We start from the raw sequence: 19,625 nt of genomic DNA on the forward strand, positions 1-19,625 counted from the left end.
CCTTAATATTTTGATATTTTGTGTTAAGATGGCGAATATTATGACAAAAACAACTATATGAAAATACCTATGGAAAAACAACATTCAGGAAAAAAATCTGGTGCTTCTAAAAAACACATGCCTAGCTATGTTGTAAAGCGACTTAGTGAGGGTAGTTTTATATTAATTTTAACAAGCGCTCTTTTTGTGCTCTTGTCGTTACTGACTTATAAAATCAGTGATCCTGGATTTTCGCATGCTTCGCCGGCTGGAGCGGTAGTTGCAAACTCAGGTGGACAAGTGGGCGCATATATTGCAGACGCCCTTTACTTTGCGTTTGGATATTTTGCCTATTTGGTACCCATCGCTTTTGTATATGTTTCTTGGGCCTTATTACACGATTTTCGTACATTAAAGATTTTTGATAAACGCGTTTTAGTTCTTCGCTCTGTTGGGTTGATGCTTATGTTTGCCGGAGGCTGCGGTTTATTAAGCCTCGAGGCAGAGATGAATCAATTGGATTCCATTCATGGTGCCGGAGGATTTATAGGACAGGCTGTTGGAGGTGGTTGGTATCAAATGCTGAATTTGCATGGAGCAAGCTTGGTTCTATTGGCTATGCTTTTGGTAGGAACTACATGGTTAACCGGTTTATCCTGGATAAAGGCAATTGAGCTTATTGGCTTTTATACATTATTCGCTGCAAATTACATTTCTAAGGCAGTACAAAAAGTAGTGTATCTTTTTAAAGCTCAAGTTGAGCGTTCAAAGTCAAGAGAAATAACCAAAGCACCTCGTGAAAAAACCGCTCCGAAATTATTTAGGCCAAAAGTAGAGAAAGAAAAAGAGGTGACAGCTCCTCCCCCTATTTTAATTACTAATGAAGCAAAACCTGAAATTGTTAAACCGGTTCCGGTTAAGGAAATAAAGGAAATCCGTATTCCCAAAGTAAGTATTTCCGGTGAGTTGCCCTCTCTAAGTTTATTAGATAAAGGACAACCTGGAAAACCAATGGGCGGATATACGCATCAGGAACTAGAGAATTTATCACGGGAAGTAGAACAACATTTACTGGATTTTGGCATTCAGGCTGGTGTGGTAGCTGTACATCCTGGACCTGTGGTAACTCGCTTTGAATTACAATTGGCAGCAGGTATCAAAGTAAGCAAGTTGACTGCGTTGGCTAAAGATTTAGCTCGTTCTTTATCCGTAATTTCAGTTCGTGTTGTTGAAGTAATCCCAGGTAAAACGGTGGTTGGATTGGAGTTACCCAATCATTCACGAGAAACCGTTCGATTATCGGATGTTTTATTAGCAGATGTATATCAACAGGCCCATTCACCAATTACCTTAGCTTTAGGTGTTGATATTGCAGGCCATCCTGTAGTGGTTGATTTGGCTAAAATGCCGCATTTATTGGTTGCTGGGACAACAGGATCTGGCAAATCGGTTGGTATTAATGCCATGATTCTAAGTATCTTATTTAAGGCAACCCCTGATCAAGTACGTCTCATTATGGTTGATCCTAAAATGTTGGAATTATCCGTCTATGATGGGATTCCGCATTTATTGACTCCTGTAGTTACCGATATGAAAGAGGCTGCCAGCGCTTTACGATGGTGCGTTGAAGAGATGGAGCGTCGTTATAAGTTGATGGCTGCTTTGGGTGTAAGAAACTTGGCAGGTTTTAATAGTAAAATCGCTGAAGCGATTGCTGAAGGCCAACCTTTGGTTAATCCTTTATGGAAGCCTGTTGATTCAATGGATGCAACAGCTCCAGAGTTAGAGCCTTTACCCTATATTGTCGTTGTGATTGATGAACTTGCCGACATGATGATGGTTGTAGGTAAGAAGGTGGAACAGTTAATTGCACGTATTGCTCAAAAAGCCCGTGCCGCTGGAATTCATATGATTCTTGCTACACAGAGGCCTTCAGTGGATGTTTTGACTGGGTTGATTAAATCAAATATTCCTACAAGGATGTCGTTTCAAGTTTCGTCAAAAATTGATTCTCGTACTATATTAGATCAACAAGGTGCTGAGCAATTATTAGGGCATGGAGATATGCTCTATTTGGCACCAGGAAGTGGAGCACCATTACGTGTTCATGGAGCTTTTGTTGATGACAAAGAAGTTCATCGTATTGCGGATGACTGGCGTGCTCGAGGGGAACCTGATTATATTGATGATATCTTAAAATTAACTGGTGATGGTAATGAAGGTGGCACTGATGAAGAGGGGCAATCCGCTGCTGAGGATGATGATCCTCTTTATGATCAAGCAGTAGAGTTCGTTATTCAAACACGTAAGGCGAGTATTTCTGCAGTTCAACGACGTTTAAAAATAGGTTACAACCGCGCAGCAAGAATGGTTGAGGAAATGGAGCGAACAGGAATTGTGGGGCCATTAGATGGTGGTTATCGTGATGTCTTGGTGTCATCTGTGACGGAGGATTAACAATGAAAAAAATATTAATTGCATTACTCTTGAGTGTTTCTATCGCAGGATTTTGTGAAACACCTGATGCATTATTGCAGACCAAATTAAATAGCATTCGCTCAATGACAGCTGTTTTTAAGCAAACAGTAAAAGCGAAAAAGAGAGTAGTATCTCGTTCATCAGGGACTATGGCATTACAAAGACCTGGTCGATTTCGGTGGCAGACAACACAACCTATGGAGCAGTTAATGGTAGCTGATGGTCAAAAAATTTGGGTCTATGATAAGGACTTAGAGCAAGTAACTGTTAAAGCGCAACAAAAAGGTTTAGGGGGTACTGCTGCTTTATTCTTGAGTGGTTACGACGATACTGTAACTCGAGATTTTAAGGTTGCTCAAAGTAATGTGGGTAATGAGATTGTTTTTGATTTGAAATCAAAATCTCCTAAAGCAAACTTCCAACGGATAAAACTGATGTTTCGCCAAAATACCTTAACTGGGCTGGAGCTTTATGATCAATTGGGGCAAGTGACAACTGTCCAATTATCGCAAATCAAATTAAATCCTAAATTGGCCACTAGTTTGTTTCAATTCAAAACGCCAAAAGGGGTTGATGTGGTTCGCCAATGAGCTTATTTAAGACGATGCCTACACCACCATTAGCAGAGCTTTTACGACCCAAAAGTCTGGATGAAGTAATTGGGCAAAGCCATTTATTGGGAGAGGGAAAATCGTTACGACTTAGTTTTGCTGGAAAAAAACTTCATTCAATGATTTTATGGGGACCGCCAGGAGTTGGTAAAACAACGATTGCCCGTATTGCCGCTGAAGCTTTTGACTGCGAATGGATAGCGCTTTCAGCGGTTTTCTCCGGCGTTAAGGACATTCGTGCCGCAGTTGAAAAAGCTCAGGAAAATCTGACCCATGGTAAACATACTTTATTGTTTATTGATGAAATTCATCGTTTTAACAAAGCGCAACAAGATGCTTTATTACCTTATACTGAATCAGGTTTGGTGACATTTATAGGAGCTACTACTGAAAATCCGTCTTTTGAAGTAAATTCAGCTTTGTTATCACGCGCCCAGGTTTATGTTTTAAAGTCATTGACTGATGAAGAGTTAAAGCATTTGTTTCAAAAAGCATATAAGACTGTTTTATCTCATATCCAGTTTGATGATGATGCTGTAGAAATGCTTATCGGATTTGCTGATGGGGATGCCCGACGATTATTAAATTGCCTTGAGCAATTGCATGCAGCATGTACCACAATGAATAATGTACATGTGACTAAAGAATTTGTTATGAATTCACTCACAGAGCAGGTGAGACGTTTCGATAAAGGTGGTGATAATTTTTACGATCAAATTTCTGCGCTGCATAAATCAGTGCGTGGCTCTCATCCTGATGCAGCACTTTATTGGTTATGCCGTATGTTAGACGGGGGAGTGGATCCGCGTTATTTGGCACGGCGTATTGTAAGAATGGCATGGGAGGATATTGGTTTAGCCGATCCCCGTGCTACTCAAATTGCAAATGATGCTGCACTTACTTACGAAAGATTGGGCTCTCCTGAGGGAGAACTTGCTCTGGGAGAAGCAATCATTTATTTATCAATTGCTGCAAAAAGTAATGCTGCTTATGTTGCATTCAACCAAGCTATGGATTTTGTAAAACGGGATAAATCTCGAGAAGTGCCCATTCATTTGCGCAATGCTCCTACTCGTTTAATGAAAAAACTAGGACATGGAAAAGAGTATCGTTATGCCCATGATGAACCCCACGCTTATGCTGCTGGAGAACATTATTTACCTGAAGGGATGGAAGAGCCAGGTTGGTATAAACCAGTAAATCGTGGCTTGGAAATAAAGATTGCCGAGAAGTTAGACTTTTTAAAATCATTGGATGAAAAAAAGCAGGAATCGTAGCCTGGGTGAAGCGCAGCGTAACCCGGGTTTGGGTGTTCAGCAAATCTCCAGGTTACGCTGCGCTTCACCCAGGCTACAAGCAGTGCACTTTACTGAGGCTATATCCTATAATGATGACCTATAGTGCAATTTATCCTCTCCACTTAGTTTTTCTATTTCTTCTAATAATTCTTTTTTGATCAAGTCAAGAGATGTATAACTGTAAAACAATGAATGGCGGTTGCGTAAACCAGTGATACAACTTGTTAAAGAATTAAGAATTAATGCATTACAATCGCGAGGAATCCAATTCGGATCCTCATGATCGGAATTAGATATTTTGTATACATCGCCAAAATCTACTAAGTACGCTTTAAAAGTACCATCTTCCTTTTTTTCTATCAAAATGTTGTCCAGCTTCAAGTCACCATGACGCAACCCCAAGTTATGAAATCTACGCACCTCATCCACAATAGCAAGTATTTGGTGACAATATGCTAGGGGATCATCATGATAAGCAATTAGACTATAACTGACTGGAGAAGCATTTAAAAACGGTAAAACCAATCGAATCCGGCCATGTTCATCCCTAAATAATTCTGCTTTTTTTTCTGGGTATACTGTATTCCATATTGTTTTTTCTTTTTCATAGGTAGTTGCATAAAAATTAATAACTTCCTTACTGTCTCCGCTCTTATATCTAGGTTTTTTAACAATGAAACTGGGCTTGTTTTCTATGCCAAAAAATCTGTTGATGGAAGTATATCCACCTGGATTACCCCGGATTGGAGTGTATCTCACTCCATTGAGGTTGAGAATTGAATTACTTCTTTTAAGTTTATTAGAAAATTCATATTTGCGTTTTGTCATAATAATCCCCTAATTCAGTGCCAAAATGCCAACTAATTACTTATTTCATTAATTTTATTAGTTAACTTATGGCTAAATTCGGCAAAAAAAGCATTTAGATAAAGAGAATGAGCAGTGGTTGTTCAAAATAAACTCATTCATCAGGCAGAATCTAAAACTTTTACCGCAAAATTTTAATTTGAGCGCTTTGTATTGGCTTGAAGCTGAAGAACCAGTATCGCGAAACCTGGACACTGGTATTGGAGAGGATTAGTTTTGTTCGCGCTGTTTACAAATAACTCCGACCAACCTCGACAACAGTGTCCAGGTAGCGCATCACCATCATTTGTTGTAAACGTGTTAGCAGCATGTTCAGATAATAATATCAAATAAAAGTACATTATGCATAAATTTATTCATAATATCAAATGAAACAAAGAAAAAATTGAGTGTAGATTAATTGCATGATTTTAAATGTATTTTCATTTTATTCTAAATTTGTTACAGTCATCTTATTAATTATAATAATTTCATCCAGTATGCATTATTCTAATTACCAAACATGTGCAGTAAGACCGCAAATACCTCTTTCAGAGTGGGATATTTTATCCAGCCTACCAACCGCTTTAGTAATCATCAATTCTCAAGGACGCATCGTATGGTTAAACCCACCTGCTGAAGCAATGTTGGGATATGGGTTATTCGATTCATTATGGTTGGATGTGATTTTACGTGCTTTTGTTCCTCGAGCTGATGATGGTCATGAAGTTTCTCTTGCTGACGGCCGTCGTGTCCATGTAGCGATCGCAACCTTAGACAGTTTACCGGGCATCCTAGTGAGTTTAACTGATATAACTGCTACACGAGATTATGAGAAAGCTAAGGAAAATGAAAAACAATTGGTTTCAATTGGTACAATGACGGCGCAGCTCGCACATCAAATCAGAACTCCTTTGGCTTCAGCGATGTTGTATACAGAACATTTGAATAATCTTCCTGATCTCGATGTGCGTACCCTAAACTGGATTCATCGATTGCAAGAGTGTCATACCAGCATTGAGCAGCAAATTCAGGATTTATTGTTATTTGCGCGAGGTACTACAATAGAGCCGACACGTATGGATATGAATTATTGGTGTTCTTTGCTGGTACAACGTGCTCAGCCTTATGTTTTAGCTCGTAATGTGACATTCAATGTGAACAATCAGCTGATTTCCAGTGAGTCATTAGTTCATGCAGAATCATTAATTGGTGCTGTTTTGAACTTAGTGATCAATTCATTGCAGTCGGATGCAACAGAAATTAATTTAACACTTGCATCTATGGATGATTCAGGTATACAAATATCAGTAGAGGACAATGGTAAAGGAATGACTGAGGAAGTAAAGAACCAGGCTTTTTCCCCTTTTTATACTACAAAGGCGCAAGGAAATGGTTTAGGTTTGGCGGTTGTTTATGCTGTAGTAAAAGCACACGGCGGTCAGTTGAGTCTGGAGTCTACAGAAGGAGTAGGAACTCAAGTTAATTTGTTTTTGCCGTAATATTTTAAGTCGTCATCCTGAGCATGTTGAAGTGTTTCCTGCTAAAGCTTTTAAAATAAATTCAGGAGACGCTTTACTGTGCCCCGGATGATATCCTTTTTATAACACTTAGAAAAAGGACTTTTTATGAGTCATGTTTTAATCGTTGAAGATGATCCAGTATTAAGGGAAGCGCTGGCTGAAACAATGACTATTGCTGGCCATACATATATTACTGCTAAAGATGGCAGGGAAGCTTTGGCTCTTCTCGAAATTCATAATCCATCAGTGGTATTAACAGATATTCGCATGGATGAGCTCGATGGAAATCAGCTATTAGCTGAGATCCAAAAAAGAAGACTTGGGCTACCTGTAATTTTGATGACTGCTTATGGTTCAGTACAAGATGCAGTGAGTGCCCTTCATAATGGTGCGGTGGATTATTTACAAAAGCCGTTTAGTGCTCAAGTGTTAACTGAAAAAATAAATCAATACATTAAAGTGGAGTTTGATGAAGATACTGGAGAGCCCATTGCGCAGGATCCTAAAAGTCAGGCCTTATTGACTATGGCATTAAAAGTGGCACAATCAGATGTTGGTGTGATGATTAGTGGAGAGAGTGGCACAGGTAAAGAAGTTTTGGCTCATTTTATTCATGATCATTCACCTCGGAAAAAGCAACCTTTCATTGCGATTAATTGTGCTGCAATTCCTGAGCAAATGCTCGAGGCCACTTTATTTGGTTATGAAAAAGGTTCATTTACTGGGGCTTATAAATCAACGGCTGGAAAGTTTGAGCAGGCACAAGGTGGCACTTTGCTTCTTGATGAAGTGAGTGAAATGCCTTTAAGCTTACAAGCTAAATTGCTTCGAGTTTTGCAAGAAAAAGAAGTGGAGCGAATTGGAGCCAATAAAACAATTAGTTTGGATGTACGCATTCTGGCTACGACCAACCGACAGCTTAAGGATGAAGTGAAGGCGGGCAGATTTAGGGAAGATTTGTTTTATCGTTTGAATGTATTCCCATTGCAGTGGCACCCTTTACGTGAAAGAAAGAATGACATAATTCCCTTGGCTAACTATCTGATTCGTAAGCATTGCCAGCATAAGCAACCTGTGATTCCAGTGATTTGTCCAGCAGCTCAGAAGCTGATGTTAGCTTATCCGTGGCCTGGGAATGCGCGGGAATTGGATAACGTGATTCAACGAGCATTAGTTTTACAAACTCAAGGGATTATAGAGGCAGAGCATTTACAATTGTCATTAAATGCAACCTTGGTTCCTGAAACTACTCCATTTGCCAACAGTAAAAATCTACAAATTCATGAATTTGAATTAATTGAGAAAACTTTATTGGAAAATGAAGGAAATAGGCAGAAAGTAGCATCTTTGTTAGGGGTAAGTGAAAGAACATTACGCTATAAATTAGCAAAAATGCGTGAGGAAGGGTATACAGTATAAAAAATTGTATCATCATTGATGCAATGACAGTTTATGGTGATATTAGGGCACCAGAAAAAGGGATAAAACGCCAAATAATTATGAGGTAAATAAGGATATGAGTAATATTAATACAGTTGATTTGCTAAATCAGATAAAGACAATGTCTGCCAAGGCTGAAGGAGCAGTGATTGAAACAGAAACAAATCAATCTCCTTTTGGTACGGTATTCCAACAAGCATTAAATCAAGTCAATGAGTTAAATCAATCCGCAGACTCTTTAAAAACACGTTTTGAAATGGGAGATCCTAACGTGAGTTTAGGGGCGGTAATGATAGAGGCCCAAAAATCCAATTTGGGGCTTGAGGCTACTGTTCGAGTTCGCAACAAAGTGGTACAAGCGTATCAAGACATTATGAATATGCCAGTATAATTAGGAGCTTGATATGGCATTGGCTGATAGTGCATCAACAGTAGCAGCAAAATTTGCAAATCTTTCTATTGCGCGGCAAATTGGTTTACTCGTGGGGATTGCTGCAAGCATTGCAATCGGATTAGGAGTTGTTTTATGGTCTCGTGATCCGAATTATGTACCTTTATACACGCAAATGAATGCGCGTGATGCGGCTGAAGTGGTTTCTGCTCTTGAGCGTAATGGTATTGATTTTAAGATTGATAATAACAATAGTATGATTATGGTTGCAGCCGATAATCTGCAAAATGTACGTCTTAAATTGGCAATGGAAGGATTACCTCGTGATCCTGCTGGTTCGGAAGAGCTTTTCTCCAGCTCTAATGCGTTTAACAGCAGTCAATTTATGGAAAACGCACGTTACAAGCAAGCTTTAGAGGCTGAGCTTGCTCGTACTATAAGCAAGTTCAATGATATTAAATCAGCCCGAGTTCATTTAGCAATTCCACGTGAGTCGGCTTTTGTTCGTGATGCCCACGAGCCTAGCGCTTCTGTTTTCCTGGATGTTTATTCAGGTTTGGAACTTAAAAAGCATACAATTGCCGCAATTGTAAATTTGGTTGCATCCAGCATTCCAAATCTCTCTGCAAGTCGGGTAACGGTTGTCGATCAGGATGGACAGTTGTTAAATGAAGGCGGTGGGCAAACCTTTTTTACAGATACAGAGCGCTTTTTAGATTACAGACAAAATTTAGAACATCAATACGCTCAAAAAATTCAAGATATTTTAACACCAATACTTGGTTATGGCCGGGTTAGAGCAAAAGTTTCTGCTGATATAGATTTTACCAGTTACGAACAAACACAAGAAATGTTTAATCCCGAACTGCCTTCTCTGCGTAGTGAACAAACCATGGAAGAGAAGCGTAATGTTTCAAATGAAGCAGTGGGAGTCCCTGGTACTTTATCTAATACACCACAAGCTAATCCTGCTCTTAATCCCAAGAATGCCCCACCTAAAAATGTACCACCAAATGCACCACAGCAGACACAGACAGCATCAGATACTAATCAACCCACGGATTTGCGTAGACAAAGTACTAAGAATTTTGAGTTGGATAAAACAATTAGTCATACCAAAAATCAACCCGGAACGATTAAACGACTCTCTGTTGCAGTTTTGGTAGACAACAGGGCGGTAATGAATGAGAAAACTAAAAAAGTGTCTAAAACTCCTTTGACGCAAAAGGAAATAGAGCAAATTAAAATACTCGTTGCAGATGCAATTGGATTAAATGCTCAACGCGGCGATAGTTTAAATGTAATCAATACTGATTTTGTTAAACCTGATCCTATAGCTGCTATACCTGAAGAGCGTTTTTGGCAAAAAGATATTTTCTGGTCCATAGTGAAGCAAACGGCCGCTGCTTTATTTGTTTTGGCTTTAATCTTTGGGGTGCTAAGACCCATGCTAAAAACATTGGCCAGTAATCGCAATGCCAGAGGTGTAGCGAATGATGAGCAAGCTATAGCAGATTTGACCTATGATGGAACAATTTCAATCAAAGAAGCGAATGATTATGAATCGCAGTTAAATTTATTACGCCAGGTTGTTGATAAGGAACCCAAGCGCGTAGCACAGGTAGTTAAAAATTGGGTTGATCGGGGGTAATTATGGATGGGATAGAACGTGCAGCCATTTTGCTATTAAGTATGGGTGAAAAAAATGCTGCTGAAGTATTAAGACATCTCGAGCCGAGACAAGTACAAAAGGTGGGGGTCGCGATGTCGACGCTCAGTAATGTTACCAAGGCGAAAATGGAGAATGTGCTCGTCGAATTTACTAATGCTATTGGGGAGCAAACCAGTTTAACGGTAGATACAGAGCATTATTTACGTACCGTACTCATTGAAGCTTTGGGATTAGAAAAAGCGACTCCATTTATTGATCGAATCTTGATTTCTGATAAAGACAGTGGGCTTAACCGTTTAAAATGGTTAGATGGTCGATTAATTGCTGATGTAATTCGTAATGAGCATCCACAAATTATTGCAACAATATTAATCCACTTAGATAGTGAACAAGCGGCTGAAGTGGTGCGTTATTTTAGTGTGGAGAAGCGCTCGGAAGTATTATTACGTATGTGCAATATTGATACAGTAAAACCGGAAGCCATTTCAGAGTTAGGGCAAGTTATAGAGAAACAACTCAGTGGTCAGAAAGTAAGTAAATCTGCCTCAGTAGGAGGCATTAAGAGTGTTGCTGATGTAATTAACTATTTTGATGGTGCTATGGAAGAGGAAGTACTCAATAAAATTAAAGATTGGGATGAAGAGTTAAGCGAAAAAATCCGAGATAAGATGTTTGTCTTTGAGAATTTAGTGGATATGGATGATCGAAGCATGCAAACGTTATTGCGTGATGTGACACCTGAGCAATTAAAACTGGCTTTGAAAGGGACTACTGAGCCTACTAAGGAAAAAATATTCTCTAATATGTCCAAACGTGGTGCTGATTTATTACGAGAGGATATTGAGTTACAAGGCCCTGTTAAAGTAGTTGATGTAGAGCGTGCTCAACGTGATATTCTGGCTATAGCAAAAAATCTTGCAGAAGATGGTAAGATTGCACTAGGCTCCAAAGCTGGGGATGAGATGATTTAACCTATTCAGGGATGATAAGTATATGTCGGATGAGTTCGAGCCTTACCTAAAGAAAAAAGAAAATAACAGTGAGTTTAGTGCTTGGGGATATGAATCGATTATAAATAATGAAGCAAAAGTTGAAATTAATGAAGAGGAGCGTTTTCTCGCTGAGTGTGAGCGTTTAAAACAGGAAGCTAGAGAAAACGGGTATGCAGAAGGCATACAACAAGCACAGGCTGAAATTAATGAAAAAAGAAAACAGTTTGTATATTGGTTTGACCTACTGCAAAAACCGATAAAACTTGTGGATGAACAGGTTACTCAGGAAATAATTCAAACAATAATTTGGGTGGCTCAGCATTGTATTGGCGTGGAATTATCCGTTAATCCTAATAAATTAAACGATTTACTCAATACCATCAAATCCGAATTGCCTTCCCTACAAACCTATAAAGTGCTAGCCATGCATCCAGAAGATGTTACCTGGGTCAAAAATGAATTTGGTGAAAAAGAGATACCTGGTTTGCAAGAGATTTTGGTAGCAGATCCTTTATTAAATCGAGGAGATTTTTATTTAAAAGGTGAATATAGTGAATTAGATGCGCGAGTATATACCCGTTTAGCCATTTTGTTTACAAAGTATGTTACTCACGATCTGATTGATCCTTTGCAAAATTAGGGTGAGTAGATGAAAGTTTATGAGTCACATCTAATCAAAATACTGCCTGAAATTCGCGAAAAAAAGCATTTAGGATTATTACATTGTGGTCGCATAAGTCGGGCTGTTGGTCTTACACTAGAAGCTAAAGGCTTTAATCAACCTGTTGGTGCGCGTTGTTTTATTACTATTGATAAGTCACGTACAATTGACGCTGAAGTAGTTGGCTTTAGCCAAGATCGCGTATATTTGATGTCCATTGGCGCGATTCAGGGTCTTGCTCCCGGAATGATTATTACCCCAACTGGGCGTGTTGCTCAGGTTGAAGTCGGCGCTCAATTATTAGGGCGAGTTATAAACGGTTCTGGAGTTCTTATAGACGAAGGTCCTCCTCTTGAGTTAAATGAGGTATATCCTTTAATTAGTCCCGTAATTAATCCTTTAAAAAGAGCGGCTATTGATACACCTTTAGATGTAGGGATACGCGCAATTAATGGATTACTTACTGTTGGGCGTGGCCAACGAATCGGATTATTTGCAGGATCAGGAGTAGGAAAATCTGTTTTGTTAGGAATGATGACTCGTTTTACCAAAGCTGATGTGGTTGTTGTGGGTTTGATTGGCGAGCGTGGTAGAGAGGTCAAGGAATTTATCGAATTGAATTTAGGTGAAGAGGGTTTAAAGCGCGCAATTGTTGTTGCGGCACCTGCAGATGAAAGCCCTCTAATGCGTTTACACGGTGCTAAAGTAGCTACGAGTATTGCTGAGTATTTTCGCGATCAGGGCAAGCATGTACTCCTGCTAATAGACTCTTTAACTCGCTTTGCTCAGGCGCAAAGAGAGATTGCTCTATCTATAGGTGAGGCTCCAGCAACCAAGGGTTATCCTCCTTCTGTATTTGCCAAATTACCAAAACTCGTCGAACGTGCTGGGAATGGAGAAGTTGGTAGTGGTTCGATTACTGCATTTTATACAGTCTTAACAGAAGGCGATGACATGCAAGATCCTATTGCAGATGCAGCTCGGGCTATTTTGGATGGGCATATTGTTTTAAGTCGGTCTATTGCTGAAGAAGGACAATATCCTGCTATTGATTTGGAAGCTTCTATTAGTCGAGTAATGCAAACCATAGTATCTGAGCAACAAATGAATGATATGCTATTATTCAAAAAGAATTTATCACTGTATGAAAAAAATAAGGACTTCATATTGCTTGGCGCTTATGCAATGGGAAGTGATCCAAATCTCGATAAGGCGATTCAATCTCGGGATAAAATTCGAAAATATATGGAGCAAAGTATCAATGAACGGGTTCTTTATGAGGAAAGTGTGGATATGTTATCGCAGTTAGCATCATCTCTTGGAGTTAATGGATGAGTCAGCGATTGGAACGTTTAAAACAGCTTTTACAGATTAAAAAAGAAGCAACTCATGCTGCATATCAAGAGCTTTTAAAAGCACAGGAACAATTTAAGCATAATAAGTTAAAGCATGATCAGTTAGTCGCTTATCGACAGGATTATCTTAAGCAAGTTGAGAAAATTGGTGAACAAGGAACAATAGTTGCACGACTACGCAATCGCATCGATTTTATTAGCCATTTGGATACAGCTTTAATACAATTAAACGCACATTTGGCTCATTTAGGAAAAATAAGGGCTAAGGCTGAACTCAAATATAAACAGACAAAAATTTCTGAAGAAGGGGTTAGCCAATTGGTAGATCGGGTTAACAAGAGCGAACAACTCAAATTACAGCGCATCGAACAAAAAGAAAATGATGAGTATGCGCAAAAGCAATGGTATAGTAAAAAAATCAATGAGTAATAGAACACAACGCGTGAGTACAGTATTAAAAAGAGTTTGGATGCTTTTAGCTGTCCTAATTATCTTTATGGCTGTTTTATCCAGCATATTTCGCTCTCTAACTCCCTGGGCAAAAGAATATAAGGGAGAAGTAGAACATCATTTATCAACCCTTATAGGACAACCTGTATCCATACAAACAATGGAAACAGGATGGTATTGGTTTCAACCTGTTCTTAAATTAAATCAGGTAACTTTGGGAGATGATTCAGAGCATGATTTTCGTATCAATAAATTGTTAGTCGGAATTAACTTATTTAAATCATTATGGACTTGGCAGATCCAACCGGGAGTTCTCTTTATTGATGATATGCATCTCAATTTGAGAGAAAAAGATAATCATTGGTCTATTGATGGTATTGCAACCGATCCGCTAAATAGTACCGAGATGACGCCAGAGAAAACCAAACAGATTTTGCTCTGGCTATCACAGCAAGAACACTTAGTTATTAAGCATGTTTCAGCTTATTTCCATTTTAGCGACGGGGCTTTGATTCCTGTTAATGGTTTAAATGTATCGGTAGCAAATCGCGGTGGACATTATAAGTTTAAAGGAGAGGCGCGGCTTGCACAAACAAGCAGTACTAATTTTCAACTGTTAGGCGATGGGTATTTTGATCCAGACAATTTTAAGGACATTGAAGGGCAATTTTATTTTTCAGCCAAAAATATAGTACCTGCTCAGTGGCAAAATTTTTTTCCTAAGACAACTGAGCATTTTGAGGGTGGTAAGGGCAATATTAATTTATGGCTTGATGTACATCATGGTGCAGTTTCTTCAGTACAAGCACAGATAAGCTTTAAGCGGCTGGCTTGGCGATTGCTGAATAATCAGAACAGTCAACTTATCCAATCATTCTTTGCAAATCTCTCATGGAAGCCCGACAATTTAGGCTGGCAGCTCCAGGCTGATCCAATTAAATTGCGTATTGGTGGTGTAGCTTGGCCTGAGAATAAATTATTGCTTAAATACAATAAAGAACAACAAAGTTATCTATTATTTGTAAAATCAATCATTATTGAATCATTGTTTTCTGATGCAATTAACTGGCCTGAAAGTATCCAGAACATATTGGCTATGAAGCCACAGGGAATCTTAAAAGATACTCAGGTTCTTGTTTCACTAAATACCAATGTTTCGGTTATTCCTCCAATCCCGGTTTTTAGCACGGTTACTGCAAATACGCATTTGCAATCAGAATCTCCGACCATACTAAGCACAACCCAAGATGCTACCGACACCTCACAAAAAAGAGGGAATGATTTTTCCATTGATGACTATTCTATAAATTATGTTTTAACGCGTTTTGAACAGTTAGGATGGGATGCCAAAGATAATATTCCCGAAATAAAAAATCTTTCAGGCGTTATAAACTGGCAACCTGAACAAGGACGATTGGAGCTTGACTCTGAAAATACTTCGATAAATGTCAGTGGTTATCCAGAGCAAACATTAACTTTACTTAATGGCGCTTTTGACTGGAAAGAGCTAAGTGATGGTTTACGAGTTAGTATGGAACGATTTGTAGTAAGCCAGCCAGAGTTAACATTAAGTATGCAAGGTGCGGTAGATCAGGTCACTCGCCAATCTGTGGGCCATATTCGTCTTGGTGCGGAATTTTCTGGTAAAAATTGGCAACAATGGGTTCCTTTTTTACCTAAAAAATACATGAAACCTAAGTTGTACCTTTGGCTAAAAAATGACGTAAAACAGATTGCTAATGCGAGCGGAAGAGTAAGAGTGAATGGTTTGGCAAAAGATTTTCCTTTCGATAACAATACCGGCGAATTTATTATAGACAGTTATGCAAGTGGCGGAGAGTTAGCTATCAACTCCAAATGGAAAACTGTAAAAGAAGTTGATGGATTTATTCATTTAAAAAACCGTGATCTTAATATTGATATAGTCCATGCTAATTTTCAGGGTGTACCTACAAAAGAAATGCATTTGCGCATCGATGATATTGGAAGAAACAAAGAAAATTTGCTGGTGACTGGAAAAATTGATGCATCAGTACAAAAAATGATTAATTATGTCATGGCTTCTCCTTTAAGGAAAAAGCTAACGCTTTTAAAAATGCTATCCATTAAAGGATCAGCATTACTCAATTTAAGCGTACAGGTTCCTTTATATCCAGAAAATGATGATGTACTCGCTAAAGGGAATCTCACCTTTAAAAATAATACAATTACAGTGAATCACGAAGTAGCCCAGTTTTCTGTGCAAAACTTATCAGGCGGGTTGATGTTTAATGAAACAGGGATAACAGATAGTTACCTGTTTGCAACAATCTTGGGACATCCGATGAACATCAAAGCTCAATCGGTTAAGATACCCATGCCTGCAACAACAATAACAATCAATGGGAAATGTACTGTTGATTCTTTGAAAAACCAGTTTAAATTGCCACAACTTGCTTTAGTTGATGGTTCATTAGATGTGAACGCAGTATTAAAATTAAGTGATAAACCTTCCGAAGCAGACAGTATTAGTTTTAATAGTACTTTGGAGGGGATGGATGTTAATTTACCTGCTCCTTTAGGTAAAAAATCAAATGAAAAGACTCCCCTGGAATTAATTCTTGAGCTCAATGCGAAAAAATCAATGCGCTTACGAGGTAACTATGATAATCGTTTAAGCGCGGATCTATTATTTAAAAATTTTAAAGAGGGTTATGCCTTTGATTCTGGACAGTTGCGTTTAGGCAGTGCAAATGCCGTAAATCAAAAATTACCTGGTCTTTCAGTGGTGGGTATCTTAAAAGGATTTGATCTTCAGGAATGGAAAAATATATACAGTCAATTTTCTTCAGCAAAAGCAGGCTCATCTATATTAAATAATTTGCGAATTATTAATGTCACTATAGATAAATTCAGTTTTTTGAAACAGCAGTTTAATAGAATTATAGTTAAAGCAAAAATATTACCGAGTAAAGATTGGTCGTTTAATCTACAGCAAGAAAATGTTGCTGCTGACTTAACTTATCATACACCTACCAATGAATTAAGCGGTCATGTGTACCATTTAAATTTGGATAAAATGGATGCGGCAAGTAAAGAGTTTGCTGAAACGACACAAATGCACCCAAATCAAATACCAAACCTTAATTTGCGTGTTGATAATTTGTCTGTGGGTAAAGTGCAAGTGGGGGATGTAACCTTGAAGAGTAAATCCACCAATGAAAAGTGGAAAGTGGATTATTGCCAGATTACATCTCCAGCCTATCAATTTAATGTTGAGGGAGAATGGATTCAAAAAGAAAATGTAAATCAGACAAATCTTGATGTAAAACTGAATATCACAAATTTAGCTAAAACTTTAGAGCGTTGGAATGTAACTCCTGCTGTTCATGCAAAAAAAGGGTATATGGAGTTTCATGGGGGGTGGAAAAAGAGTTTGTATCAGTTTTCCCTTGCCTCGCTAAAAGGAACTATGTATTTACAACTTAAAAACGGAAGAATTACGCATTTAAGCAAGGAAACAGAAGAAAAGTTAGGTCTAGGTAAATTATTAAGTATTCTAAGTTTGCAGACTATTCCTCGCCGCTTACAATTGGACTTTAGCGATTTGGCACATCAAGGCTATAGTTTTGATATTTTTCAGGGAAACTTTATTGTGAATAAAGGAATTATGGGTACACAGGATAGTTATCTCGATGGTCCTGTTGCATATGCAAGTATGAAAGGGGATCTTGACTTAGTGAAACATACCTATGACCTGAACTTGAAAATATCTCCACATATAACGGCGAGTTTACCCGTTGTTGCAACCATTGCTGGAGGTCCTGTAGCCGGTGTTGCAGCTTGGGTCGCGAATAAAATTATTAATCAGAGCATGCAAAAAATATCTGCATACAGTTATAAAATTTCAGGGCCATGGAACGAGCCTGTTGTGCAACAGCTCGGTATGGTAAAAAAATAATGAAAAAAGAGGAATCATTATCGGAGAGTAGATAGTTAAATGTTACATCTAATATTTGATCGTTATTGGGATATTTGCTTATTAAAAGAAAGTCCAGAAAATACACCTTACTCTATTACTCGAATGGTTTTGAGTGCGGTCTTATTGGCTTTACTTATAACGACCGAATGGGAATATACTTATTTCAACTCTTCTGAAGAGATGATAAATAATGTATTTATCTCCGTATGTTTAGTTATCTCATATGTTATTTATACTTATCTTGCTTTGTTTTTTAAAGGGTTGACTCCGAGACTTGTACAGACAGTCACTTCATTGTACTGTATCAATATTATCATCCATATATTAGTTATTCCTTTGCTGATTATTGCACCCTATATTTCCGTGGTTAATTTAAGAAATCCTTTATTTTTATTTATGGGCATTCTTTATTTATTTTTGAGTTTGGGATTATCTGTTTGGCAGTTTGTTATCACAGCACATATTTATAAGCTTGCATTAAACATTACAGCGATTCAATCTGTATTGGCTGCATTTGGTTTAATAGCGGCTAATATTTTAACTATTGCTTTATTACAATGAGATTAGGATTATCATGCATTTACATATTTTAGGTATAAGCGGAACTTTTATGAGTGCCTTGGCTTTGTTGGCGCGTGATGCGGGACATAAGGTTACTGGAAGTGATGCCAACTGTTATCCACCAGTAAGTGACTTACTCGCAGCAAAAGAAATAACTTGGGTTGAAGGTTATGATGACACTTCTTTAGCATTACAAGCAGATCTGGTTGTTGTGGGCAATGCCATTAAAAGAGGTATGCCAGTGCTCGAGGCTGTAATTGAATCAGGCAAACCATATACTTCTGGACCACAATGGCTTGCTGAAAATATTTTATCGAGATATCAGGTGATTGCTGTTTCTGGTACTCACGGTAAAACAACAACTACCTCAATGGTTGCCTGGATTTTACATCAAGCAGGACTTAATCCTGGATTTTTGATTGGTGGGGTCTCATCTGATTTTCAGACAAGCTCGTGTCTTGGCTCGGGTAAATGGTTTGTAATCGAAGCAGATGAATATGATAGTGCTTTTTTTGATAAACGTCCTAAGTTTATGCATTATCGTCCAAGAATCGCTATTTTAAACAATCTGGAATTCGATCATGCAGATATCTATTCTGATTTAGCAGCGATTCAATTGCAATTTCATTATCTGATGAGAACAATCCCTGCAAGTGGTGTTGCGATTAAACCTCGAGACGATAAAGCACTTAATGAAGTGATTGCTCGTGGTCAATATTCGCGAATTGAAGAGCTGAGTTTAGATGGTGATGCACAATGGACTGCACAATTACTTGAAGAGAATGGCTCAGCATTTAAAGTCTTGCATCACGGCAAGGAAGTGGCTGAAGTAAGATGGCCTTTAATTGGGCGTTTTAATGTGGAGAATGGTTTGGCTGCTCTTGTTGCCAGTGTAAATGCTGGAGTAAACCCAAAAGTAGCAGCTGAAGCTTTAGAACGTTTCACTCCAGTAAAGCGTCGTTTAGAGGTTCGATCCAATAAATATGGTATAACTCTTTATGATGATTTTGCGCACCATCCTACAGCCATTATGCGAACCATTGATGCTTTAAAGCGAAGTAACAGACATCAACGTATTTTTGCGGTGTTGGAATTTGCCTCATATACCATGCGTACTGGTGTTCATGCTCATGAAATGGCACATGCTTTGGAACCAGTTCATGGCGCATATGTTTTGGAGCCGAATGATTTTAATTTACACGAAACTGTAAGCAACTGGACTTGTCCCTATAAGATTTGTAAAAGCCATGATGAAATAATTAAAGAAGTGACTGGGATGGTACAAGCAGGCGATGCTGTTTTGGTCATGAGTAATCGAGGTTTTAATGGAATTCATCAAAAATTAATCAATTCTATAGAAGAGCGCTTTTCAAGATAGTTTGTAACCTGGGTGAAGCGCAAGCATAA

15 protein-coding genes are annotated in these 19,625 nt (G+C 38.4%); 14 read left to right on the plus strand and 1 reads right to left on the minus strand.

Annotated elements, in window-relative coordinates; all coding sequences use genetic code 11:
- Nucleotides 1-69 precede the first annotated feature (69 nt).
- The 3 genes from Lani_RS12700 to Lani_RS12710 are packed head-to-tail and all read left to right on the plus strand — an operon-like array spanning nucleotide 70 to nucleotide 4,345.
- On the plus strand, nucleotides 70-2,436 hold the full coding sequence (locus Lani_RS12700; RefSeq protein ID WP_019233112.1) for a DNA translocase FtsK: 2,367 nt from the start codon (nucleotides 70-72) through the stop codon (nucleotides 2,434-2,436).
- Between the two features lie 2 nt (nucleotides 2,437-2,438).
- Complete coding sequence (gene lolA / locus Lani_RS12705; RefSeq protein ID WP_019233111.1) at nucleotides 2,439-3,047, plus strand: outer membrane lipoprotein periplasmic chaperone LolA; 609 nt, start codon at nucleotides 2,439-2,441, stop codon at nucleotides 3,045-3,047.
- The gene (locus Lani_RS12710; protein WP_019233110.1) at nucleotides 3,044-4,345 is read left to right on the plus strand and encodes a replication-associated recombination protein A; all 1,302 of its coding nucleotides are present in this window, start codon (nucleotides 3,044-3,046) and stop codon (nucleotides 4,343-4,345) included. Before lolA ends, Lani_RS12710 begins: the two co-directional genes overlap by 4 nt.
- Before the next feature lie 105 nt (nucleotides 4,346-4,450).
- On the opposite strand, the gene Lani_RS12715 is transcribed toward Lani_RS12710, so the two are convergent.
- Nucleotides 4,451-5,194: a lipopolysaccharide kinase InaA family protein gene (locus Lani_RS12715; protein ID WP_019233109.1), complete on the minus strand. Its 744-nt coding sequence runs from the start codon at nucleotides 5,192-5,194 to the stop codon at nucleotides 4,451-4,453.
- Nucleotides 5,195-5,712: 518 nt separating this feature from the next.
- Between Lani_RS12715 and Lani_RS12720 the strand changes: the two genes are divergently transcribed.
- The 11 genes from Lani_RS12720 to mpl all read left to right on the plus strand — a co-directional run bounded on the left by Lani_RS12720 (nucleotide 5,713) and on the right by mpl (nucleotide 19,596).
- The gene (locus Lani_RS12720; RefSeq protein WP_040522283.1) at nucleotides 5,713-6,714 is read left to right on the plus strand and encodes a sensor histidine kinase; all 1,002 of its coding nucleotides are present in this window, start codon (nucleotides 5,713-5,715) and stop codon (nucleotides 6,712-6,714) included.
- A 126-nt stretch (nucleotides 6,715-6,840) separates the two neighbouring features.
- On the plus strand, nucleotides 6,841-8,154 hold the full coding sequence (locus Lani_RS12725) for a sigma-54-dependent transcriptional regulator (RefSeq protein ID WP_019233107.1): 1,314 nt from the start codon (nucleotides 6,841-6,843) through the stop codon (nucleotides 8,152-8,154).
- Between the two features lie 97 nt (nucleotides 8,155-8,251).
- Nucleotides 8,252-8,566 (plus strand): flagellar hook-basal body complex protein FliE, encoded by a 315-nt coding sequence (gene fliE, locus Lani_RS12730; protein ID WP_019233106.1) that lies wholly within the window; start codon nucleotides 8,252-8,254, stop codon nucleotides 8,564-8,566.
- Between the two features lie 13 nt (nucleotides 8,567-8,579).
- Entirely contained in the window at nucleotides 8,580-10,217 is a 1,638-nt protein-coding gene (gene fliF, locus Lani_RS12735; RefSeq protein ID WP_019233105.1) for a flagellar basal-body MS-ring/collar protein FliF, read from the plus strand.
- Nucleotides 10,218-10,219: 2 nt separating this feature from the next.
- Nucleotides 10,220-11,209 carry a flagellar motor switch protein FliG gene (gene fliG / locus Lani_RS12740; protein ID WP_019233104.1) on the plus strand — a complete coding sequence of 330 codons (990 nt, stop codon included), beginning with the start codon at nucleotides 10,220-10,222 and terminating at the stop codon, nucleotides 11,207-11,209.
- 22 nt (nucleotides 11,210-11,231) lie between these two features.
- A complete protein-coding gene (locus Lani_RS12745) occupies nucleotides 11,232-11,870 on the plus strand; it encodes a flagellar assembly protein FliH (protein WP_019233103.1) in 639 nt (212 codons plus the stop codon).
- Nucleotides 11,871-11,879: 9 nt separating this feature from the next.
- Nucleotides 11,880-13,226 carry a flagellar protein export ATPase FliI gene (gene fliI, locus Lani_RS12750; protein ID WP_019233102.1) on the plus strand — a complete coding sequence of 449 codons (1,347 nt, stop codon included), beginning with the start codon at nucleotides 11,880-11,882 and terminating at the stop codon, nucleotides 13,224-13,226.
- Complete coding sequence (gene fliJ, locus Lani_RS12755; RefSeq protein ID WP_019233101.1) at nucleotides 13,223-13,675, plus strand: flagellar export protein FliJ; 453 nt, start codon at nucleotides 13,223-13,225, stop codon at nucleotides 13,673-13,675. Before fliI ends, fliJ begins: the two co-directional genes overlap by 4 nt.
- On the plus strand, nucleotides 13,635-17,636 hold the full coding sequence (locus Lani_RS12760; RefSeq protein WP_019233100.1) for a YhdP family protein: 4,002 nt from the start codon (nucleotides 13,635-13,637) through the stop codon (nucleotides 17,634-17,636). Before fliJ ends, Lani_RS12760 begins: the two co-directional genes overlap by 41 nt.
- 39 nt (nucleotides 17,637-17,675) lie before the next feature.
- Nucleotides 17,676-18,218 (plus strand): hypothetical protein, encoded by a 543-nt coding sequence (locus Lani_RS12765; RefSeq protein WP_019233099.1) that lies wholly within the window; start codon nucleotides 17,676-17,678, stop codon nucleotides 18,216-18,218.
- 13 nt (nucleotides 18,219-18,231) lie between these two features.
- Nucleotides 18,232-19,596, plus strand: coding sequence for a UDP-N-acetylmuramate:L-alanyl-gamma-D-glutamyl-meso-diaminopimelate ligase (gene mpl, locus Lani_RS12770; protein ID WP_019233098.1), 1,365 nt, complete (start codon nucleotides 18,232-18,234; stop codon nucleotides 19,594-19,596).
- Nucleotides 19,597-19,625: the final 29 nt, after the last annotated feature.

It is taken from the genome of Legionella anisa, assembly GCF_001467525.1.
GTDB lineage: Bacteria > Pseudomonadota > Gammaproteobacteria > Legionellales > Legionellaceae > Legionella > Legionella anisa.

What these genes read in the sequence shown, in the direction of transcription:
- Lani_RS12700 (WP_019233112.1), top strand. Translation starts at nt 70, where the DNA reads ATGGAAAAACAACATTCAGGAAAAAAATCTGGTGCTTCTAAAAAACAC.
- lolA (WP_019233111.1), top strand. Translation starts at nt 2,439, where the DNA reads ATGAAAAAAATATTAATTGCATTACTCTTGAGTGTTTCTATCGCAGGA.
- Lani_RS12710 (WP_019233110.1), top strand. Translation starts at nt 3,044, where the DNA reads ATGAGCTTATTTAAGACGATGCCTACACCACCATTAGCAGAGCTTTTA.
- Lani_RS12715 (WP_019233109.1), bottom strand. Translation starts at nt 5,194, where the DNA reads ATGACAAAACGCAAATATGAATTTTCTAATAAACTTAAAAGAAGTAAT.
- Lani_RS12720 (WP_040522283.1), top strand. Translation starts at nt 5,713, where the DNA reads ATGCATTATTCTAATTACCAAACATGTGCAGTAAGACCGCAAATACCT.
- Lani_RS12725 (WP_019233107.1), top strand. Translation starts at nt 6,841, where the DNA reads ATGAGTCATGTTTTAATCGTTGAAGATGATCCAGTATTAAGGGAAGCG.
- fliE (WP_019233106.1), top strand. Translation starts at nt 8,252, where the DNA reads ATGAGTAATATTAATACAGTTGATTTGCTAAATCAGATAAAGACAATG.
- fliF (WP_019233105.1), top strand. Translation starts at nt 8,580, where the DNA reads ATGGCATTGGCTGATAGTGCATCAACAGTAGCAGCAAAATTTGCAAAT.
- fliG (WP_019233104.1), top strand. Translation starts at nt 10,220, where the DNA reads ATGGATGGGATAGAACGTGCAGCCATTTTGCTATTAAGTATGGGTGAA.
- Lani_RS12745 (WP_019233103.1), top strand. Translation starts at nt 11,232, where the DNA reads ATGTCGGATGAGTTCGAGCCTTACCTAAAGAAAAAAGAAAATAACAGT.
- fliI (WP_019233102.1), top strand. Translation starts at nt 11,880, where the DNA reads ATGAAAGTTTATGAGTCACATCTAATCAAAATACTGCCTGAAATTCGC.
- fliJ (WP_019233101.1), top strand. Translation starts at nt 13,223, where the DNA reads ATGAGTCAGCGATTGGAACGTTTAAAACAGCTTTTACAGATTAAAAAA.
- Lani_RS12760 (WP_019233100.1), top strand. Translation starts at nt 13,635, where the DNA reads ATGCGCAAAAGCAATGGTATAGTAAAAAAATCAATGAGTAATAGAACA.
- Lani_RS12765 (WP_019233099.1), top strand. Translation starts at nt 17,676, where the DNA reads ATGTTACATCTAATATTTGATCGTTATTGGGATATTTGCTTATTAAAA.
- mpl (WP_019233098.1), top strand. Translation starts at nt 18,232, where the DNA reads ATGCATTTACATATTTTAGGTATAAGCGGAACTTTTATGAGTGCCTTG.